The organism is Armatimonas sp. (assembly GCF_043760365.1).
Taxonomy (GTDB): domain Bacteria; phylum Armatimonadota; class Armatimonadia; order Armatimonadales; family Armatimonadaceae; genus Armatimonas.
The window spans coordinates 1-2,552 of the sequence record NZ_JAYUPA010001054.1 but is presented as its reverse complement, the minus strand read 5'-3'; the positions used below and the strand labels follow the sequence as shown (position 1 = coordinate 2,552).

Annotated in this window: 4 protein-coding genes and 1 pseudogene; 1 reads left to right on the top strand and 4 read right to left on the bottom strand. The window is 54.8% G+C overall.

What is annotated here, in order from left to right; translation table 11 throughout:
- Together ACH2EH_RS26930 and ACH2EH_RS26925 are read right to left on the bottom strand one after the other, a co-directional pair.
- Positions 1-436 (bottom strand): annotated as a pseudogene (locus tag ACH2EH_RS26930) (hypothetical protein); the annotation flags it as partial.
- Positions 437-589: 153 nt separating this feature from the next.
- Positions 590-922, bottom strand: coding sequence for a helix-turn-helix domain-containing protein (locus ACH2EH_RS26925; protein WP_395146568.1), 333 nt, complete (start codon positions 920-922; stop codon positions 590-592).
- A gap of 540 nt (positions 923-1,462) precedes the next feature.
- On the opposite strand from ACH2EH_RS26925, the gene ACH2EH_RS26920 reads away from it, so the two are divergent.
- Complete coding sequence (locus tag ACH2EH_RS26920) at positions 1,463-1,735, top strand: hypothetical protein (RefSeq protein ID WP_395146566.1); 273 nt, start codon at positions 1,463-1,465, stop codon at positions 1,733-1,735.
- Between the two features lie 114 nt (positions 1,736-1,849).
- On the opposite strand, the gene ACH2EH_RS26915 is transcribed toward ACH2EH_RS26920, so the two are convergent.
- Both ACH2EH_RS26915 and ACH2EH_RS26910 read right to left on the bottom strand, forming a co-directional pair.
- Complete coding sequence (locus ACH2EH_RS26915; RefSeq protein WP_395146564.1) at positions 1,850-2,317, bottom strand: WGR domain-containing protein; 468 nt, start codon at positions 2,315-2,317, stop codon at positions 1,850-1,852.
- A 32-nt stretch (positions 2,318-2,349) separates the two neighbouring features.
- A partial coding sequence (locus tag ACH2EH_RS26910; RefSeq protein ID WP_395146562.1) for a DNA methyltransferase occupies positions 2,350-2,552 on the bottom strand: 203 nt, incomplete at its 5' end.

Below are 2,552 nucleotides of genomic sequence, written 5' to 3'. Positions count from 1 at the left end.
AATCCTCAAAGCGGGCGGGCTCAGTCGCTCCCGGTGCGAAGATGAGCATTGCAACAGAGGCCCCGCAACGCTCACACTGCATCAGCTTACCTTCGATTCCCTCGCCAGAACCCAGAGGGCTGGCAGGAGGAGGTGCGAGGCGCTCTGAATCTGGTACAGAACCGATTTGCATTTCCAGTAGATCGGAGAGCTTCTTGCCCAACGGCTTGAATATGCCTGCGCGAACCTCGGTCATGGGATCGTTTGGATCGCCGACGACTTCGCAGGAGATCTGGCATTGCCCAGGCCCACGGTCTTGCACAAGGATTCTGCCCAGTTCACCAATCGCCCTGTCCCGGAAGACATATGCCAACCCGCCCAGGAGCATTTGCTTGCTAACCGTAACACCAGGCGGCATTTGAAACGGGTCAGCAGCACCGCTGTGAGCACTAGGCATTTGCTTGAATATCAGCCCTGGCTGCCCTGCGAAGCGACCACTCTTTTTCTTTTCACGGCGCATAAGTGTCTCCAAAGTGGCGCATGAGTACGTCCAACTATCCTTTCCAACGTGACTGTACGAAGGGGTTACCCCCTACTCTTGAGCCTGTTCTTACTCTTGATCCTGTTCTTTCCAGTTTTCCACGGGGTCAACTGCCGCGATGATCTGGAGGGAGATTCCCAGAGCTTCGATCACGCGACTAAGTCGCTCAAAGCTAACACCACGGTAGCGCTCGCGCTCCATTCGACTCATTGCTTGCGGTAGAACACCCACCCGAGCAGCGAGCTCCCGCTGCGAAACACCCTGCGCGAGACGCATGTTCAGAAGCCACTGCCCCAGTTCCTCAAAAGCGAAAGGTTGCCCTGTGGCCCTTGTGCTCTCCGATACGGGTAGCCCGCTCTCTGATGACTGCTGCTCGCTAGGCGCACCTTGTTTGGTCTTCATACCGTGTTCTTCTGGCTAAAATTAGGAGAGCTTTTTAGTTGTCTCTCTTCTTATTCTACGTTAACAAATTCGTTAATTCTTGTCAAGGCCCTACTCTAATTATCCCTGTTATTTCAGTGTACGTATACCATCGTTGAAATAGAACAAAGTGCGAAAACGCTTGACACAAGTTAACAAATATGTTAATGTATCTTTGATGGATGAGAGGTCGAACATCCAGCTAACTAACCCCTTAACAACTCGCCATGGAAAACCTGAACATCTCGTTCACGGTGTCGGTACTGGTTCTGGGAGCACTCTTCATCGTCACTGACCCTCGGGTGATGGATCGCCTCGTGAATCCGCCAGTAACTAAAAAGAGGAGCACCCCCAAACAGGAAAGCGCACCTCGAAAGCAAAAGTAGCCTAACCGCTCACTAAAGTCAAGTCCTGGCACTAAAGTCAAGCCCTGCGGGATTCGCTCCCGCAGGGCGGACTACTCCAGCTTTCACGCTGGAATCTTACTCTTAACCCCTTACTATGAGCGCAGTTAACTACGCTTTGAACAATTACAAGTTTCCTCTTGGCTCAATCTACTTCACTACTAACGCGGCGGATACTCTCAACAACGCGGATGCCACGAACGCCCTTCAGCGGCACGTGTGCGGCGACTGGGGAGAGTGCGCTCTGGAAGACCGGCAAAGCAACGAGGAGGGCATCCTCGACGGGGATCGGCTCTTCTCCGTCTACTGGGACCGAAACGATATCAAGTTCTGGATCATCACCGAGGCGGATCGCAGCAGCACGACGATTCTTCTACCTGAAGACTACTAACAGACGAGGGGGCCGGGGATTCCACCCGGCCCCTCCTTCCGCGACCTAGTCCGCAGTGTAACGAACGACGAACTAAGGAAATACTTCGCGGGCACTGAACGACACAATGGACTTTCAGAATTCCAAGGCGAGTGCTGGCGGAGGCACTGCCTCAGGCACCAACGCGGCCTGCTTCGCGCTAGACTCACCTACTTCGCCCTCGACCTCAAGAAATAGGGTCAACTGCTGCCCGAGCGCAGCGCGACGTTTGCTCACTCGGCGCGGCTTTTGTGGTGTGCTGGTGCTTGCTCCCTCGACCTTACAAGCAGCGTCATGAGCCGCCTTCGCCTCCAGCTCCGAGACCTCCCGGTAGCCTTTGCCCAGCTTCTCGGCCATAAGCTTGTCCGTTGCTTTGGTTGCAACAATAGAGCTATCGAACGTCTTGATCAGCTCGTGACCATCGGTGCCGATCCGACCATAGCAGACGGTCTGGATATTGCCCTCCACCCGCACACGCCAGAACTTGCTGGAGTCGCCCTCAGTGCACAGGAAAATCCGTCCGGCAGATACGCTTGTCTCGTCAATTATATTGGGTTCCGGCACGGAGTTAGATTCGACACCCCACTTGGGTAAACCTACGTTTTGAGTCTCTGTAGCGCATTGAGTCTCTCATGTGCAACTCGGTGGTAGTGAGCGCTGGCTTCGATGCCCACCCAGTCAAGCCCCAAACGCTCCGCCCCTACCAGAGTCGTCCCCGACCCGGCGAAGGGGTCAAGTACAGTGCCTCCTTGTTCGACGATCTTGAGCAGGTCTTCCATGAGAGCGAGCGGCTTGCCCG